This is a genomic window from Anaerotignum lactatifermentans DSM 14214 (genome assembly GCF_900142265.1).
Taxonomy (GTDB): Bacteria; Bacillota; Clostridia; order Lachnospirales; family Anaerotignaceae; genus Anaerotignum; species Anaerotignum lactatifermentans.
In genome coordinates, this window is the sequence record NZ_FRAH01000057.1 from 1 (window position 1) to 3706 (window position 3706).

General features: G+C 39.2%; 6 protein-coding genes. All 6 read right to left on the reverse strand.

Going from position 1 to position 3706, the window contains the following annotated elements; translation table 11 throughout:
- Window positions 1-159 precede the first annotated feature (159 nt).
- Window positions 160-753, reverse strand: a complete 594-nt coding sequence (locus BUB35_RS13380; protein ID WP_072852541.1) for a hypothetical protein — start codon at window positions 751-753, stop codon at window positions 160-162.
- The gene (locus BUB35_RS13385; RefSeq protein ID WP_200777614.1) at window positions 689-1018 is read right to left on the reverse strand and encodes a hypothetical protein; all 330 of its coding nucleotides are present in this window, start codon (window positions 1016-1018) and stop codon (window positions 689-691) included. Before BUB35_RS13385 ends, BUB35_RS13380 begins: the two co-directional genes overlap by 65 nt.
- Before the next feature lie 96 nt (window positions 1019-1114).
- Window positions 1115-1654: a DUF3795 domain-containing protein gene (locus BUB35_RS13390; RefSeq protein ID WP_072852582.1), complete on the reverse strand. Its 540-nt coding sequence runs from the start codon at window positions 1652-1654 to the stop codon at window positions 1115-1117.
- Between the two features lie 103 nt (window positions 1655-1757).
- Window positions 1758-2120, reverse strand: a complete 363-nt coding sequence (locus tag BUB35_RS13395; RefSeq protein WP_072852543.1) for a DUF7768 domain-containing protein — start codon at window positions 2118-2120, stop codon at window positions 1758-1760.
- A gap of 25 nt (window positions 2121-2145) precedes the next feature.
- Window positions 2146-3006 carry a conjugal transfer protein TrbL family protein gene (locus tag BUB35_RS13400; protein WP_072852584.1) on the reverse strand — a complete coding sequence of 287 codons (861 nt, stop codon included), beginning with the start codon at window positions 3004-3006 and terminating at the stop codon, window positions 2146-2148.
- Between the two features lie 24 nt (window positions 3007-3030).
- Window positions 3031-3567, reverse strand: coding sequence for a DUF4259 domain-containing protein (locus tag BUB35_RS13405; protein WP_072852545.1), 537 nt, complete (start codon window positions 3565-3567; stop codon window positions 3031-3033).
- Window positions 3568-3706 lie beyond the last annotated feature (139 nt).

Genomic DNA, 3706 nt, shown 5'->3' on the forward strand with positions numbered 1-3706 from the left:
TTTTCTTCTTCCGTTTTGGGAATATAGGCTTTTGTTTTCTTTGTTCTGCTGATTTTCAACGATATTCCTTCCCCCTTTTACAAATTTATTATTATCATAATCATCTACATTTTTTCATTTTAAAAATACTATACTTTATTTCCTTTGTTTTATTCATTTTTAACGATATCCATCCCCCTTTACAAATCTCTCGCCGTCATAGTCATCGAAGTATACCTGTGTGATATTCTGCACGAAATAAACGGCATAGAGTCTTTTGATATCCTCTTTACTTGCCTGGCGATAGGAAAACCCTGCATCCTTCAACAGCTTTGTCATTCTGCTGATGCCTGTCTGTACCTCATTTGTTTCCGGATTATAGTTGCGAAAGCGGAGGATAAACAAAAACTCCCTTGCAGAAGCCGTCTGTATCTGCACTCTGTCCAGATGGATCAGGTCTTTTTCCAATATTTCTCGCACCTTGGGGCTTTCTTCTTCCTCCAGACGCTCTTTGTAAAACATTTTGTTCTGGTCGAAGTTTTCTCTGGAATTGATACAGGAAAACTCGATGGAATCCAGCCCTTTGATGACGCTGGACATTGCCATGATCTTTGTTTTTACTGCTGTTTCTGACAGTACAGCGATGTTATCCGGCTGTACCAGAAAGTAAACCAGATACTCATTGCCGTATGTTTCTACACCAACTCCGTCAATATTTCTGGCACCTATTTCTTCTCTTGTGGATTTCTTCTTTCCAATTCTCATTCTTGTCATCGGCAAACCTCCAATAAAAAATCTGCTGTGTTGTCACAAAAAATCGAAAGGCAAAGCGGATATAGTCTGAGATATTCAGCTCGTTATCGATACGCAGTGTCAAAAAGGCGAACACTCCAACCATTACCCCCGGCACAATCCAATCCAAAGCTGCCGCAAAGACGGCAGACAGCACTGCGCCTATGATGATAATCAGCATATCTCGCAGTGTCCAAAGGAACATGGTGCTTTTGCCTTTCAGGTTTTCCGGATAGATATACATCATTTTTCACCTCCTGTATTCATAAAAAAAGCGCAGTAGTTATAAAAACCACTACGCCCCAAACAATTTTTCGAATATTTTGAAACTAAGAATAAAATCCTATTTTTTCTTATTCAGTTTTAATTTTATACCTCTCTTATCTGCAATAGAATTAAGAATATCAACTACATAAGAAGCTGACTGTTTTTTTGACAATAAAGATAACTCTTTATTGTCTGAAACCACCCTTAAAGCTGCCTTCAGTTCAGAAATATCCAACAGATTCACTGCCACACAGAAGAAGCTTTTTCTTCGCCCGTCATTATAGTTGCTAAGTAAATAATCCAGAATTCTTATTTTTTCTTCCTGTTCAAGGTTATATTTCTCAATACCAATTTCTTTAGATTTTTCTAAATCTGATTTTTGGTTTCTATGTGTGATAAAAGAATCAAACTCATCAATATGTTGATATCTTTCACATGGATAATCACTGCACTCAATACAGTATTCCACTTTCCTTTCAATGCTGCACTTTGCAATAGAACATGATTGATTTCCATTGCCGCAGCCGCCACAGTTTTTTCCAATAAACATAGGGCACAAACCGCAATTTAATCCACATAGAGAAAGTAATTGATTTTTTCGTTTAAATCCTTTTATAGATAACACCTCCATATATCTTGCTTATGAATGTTTATTCTACCATAGCATATAAAAATCAGACTGTCATCCATTAGAATAAAAACTTAAAAACCATAGTTCTTTAAATTTCACAGCACTGTTCCGTTTCGCCAAACACTGCACCTTCAATCTCATCAATTGATAATTCTCTGCCCAAAACAGTAATGCCGTTCTCATAGGCAGTTTTGATTTCCTCACGCATTCCTTCTGAAATCACATTGCCACAAACCAAAAGTGCATCACACCTGCAAAGAAGTTCTTTCCCCATTTCCTGCCCCAGACTGCGTTCTTCCGGGATTTCATCGTCTAAAAACTGTGTAAAAACACAATGTGGTGCAATAGCACAGTTTCCTTTTAACGCTTCTTCTCTGGCGTATTCATTTGCTTTTGCTATATTTTTTTCATGATCTCCTCTCAATGGAGAACAGATATATACTAGTTTCATTTCAAAAACCTCCTTTTCACTCCTTTTATCTGCCTGCAATCCTTCCTACATTACGTGCCATATTGACTACAGAATTTACAGAATATACCGTACTCATTGCGTTGAAACGCATACTGGTATCCAATCCAAAGTTCTGTGCGATTCTCGGTACCTCTGTGCTGGAAAGCATCAATCCGATGCCAAGCAGCATATTTGCGTTATAGGTAACCAGCCCTGCAACCAGTACAATGGTCTGTAAAAACGCTGTCAGGCAGAGAGCTGCCACCTGTTTGCACCAAGATACGAATCCGTCGCTGTATCCTCTTGGCACACTGAACAGATAAAGACTGCCGGTTGCCATCATGACAAGAAGGATACCGCCTCGTTTTAAGTTTGCGAAAAACACTTTGATGACCGCATATCCAATGAGTATGACAAACACGATAGACACCACCACATTGGCACCAGGCGTTTCAAAGCTGCCCAGTACCATAGTGGCAATGGCACCAAGTTTTCCTGGTGAATCCGACATACCCGCAATGGCACCAATCAGTTCATTTGACAGATTGATGCAGAAAACATATAGGTCAATAGGTACTACGGTAAACAGGCTGACAGCAAAAAAACCTTTAATGATATTTAATGCCAAGTCCTGAAAATTTCCTTTTCCTCTCTGTGCATCAATGGCTGTGTCAAACACAGCCACTACAATACCAACGATGTACAGTGCCCAGGCGAAGTAATAAAAAAAGAGCAGGATTGCTTTAATCCAATCCAGCTCAAAAAGTTCCGCACCCATCATGTTAATCATACTGAAAAACTCACCAAAGAATGTGATCAGTTTGCCGTAGATCCAGTCACAGAACTGATCCAGCACACCGTCTACGGCGAAGTCTAAGCCAAACATATTTTTCATCACCTTCGCTTTCTGTTATTCCATGTTCATACCACCTTCTATGTGTTCTTCTGAGATCTCCTGTTCTGTCTGTGGTATCAAATCCAGCACCTCTCTGTCTTGCTCCAAAATTTTACGCATGGTTTCAATCAGGCTTTCCATATGTTCCTGCCATTTGTTCCAGTTGGTTTCTTCAAACCATCCGTTCCATTGATTGTTCTGTGCATTTTCCCTGGCGGATTCCAATGTTTTGGAAAGATACTCACGCATTTCTTCAACAGATTCCTTTTCCACAAGAAACGAAACCACTTTTTCAAAGGAGTTTTTCGGGAGATACTCCCATTCTTCTATAGTGCCATTTTGAAAGCTTTCCATCAGTTCTGCAATCAGCATTATACTGCTATGGGACTCTCCATTCTCCGCAGCAGGCGGTCTGCACCATTCGTCTAACTTTAACTGATTTAACAATTCCTTTAAGTGCAAACAGCCGTCTTCCGGAATATGGTTTCTGATCCATTCCAAGGCATCCAGACCTTCATCTGATTCAAAGGCTTTTATACCCCAGCATCCCATATACATTCCTCCTTTTTTCCATAAAAAAAGCCCTTATCCTATTCAGAATAAAGGCTCAATTCATATCTATTTTTCTAACTTCATTTCCATATTTCAACTGCCATTGTGTAATAAACAAATTCTATTTTTTCTCCTTGCT

Bases quoted from the DNA above. Each gene is read 5' to 3' on its own strand.
- BUB35_RS13380 (WP_072852541.1), bottom strand. From the start codon at position 753: ATGACAAGAATGAGAATTGGAAAGAAGAAATCCACAAGAGAAGAAATA.
- BUB35_RS13385 (WP_200777614.1), bottom strand. From the start codon at position 1,018: ATGATGTATATCTATCCGGAAAACCTGAAAGGCAAAAGCACCATGTTC.
- BUB35_RS13395 (WP_072852543.1), bottom strand. From the start codon at position 2,120: ATGAAACTAGTATATATCTGTTCTCCATTGAGAGGAGATCATGAAAAA.
- BUB35_RS13400 (WP_072852584.1), bottom strand. From the start codon at position 3,006: ATGTTTGGCTTAGACTTCGCCGTAGACGGTGTGCTGGATCAGTTCTGT.
- BUB35_RS13405 (WP_072852545.1), bottom strand. From the start codon at position 3,567: ATGGGATGCTGGGGTATAAAAGCCTTTGAATCAGATGAAGGTCTGGAT.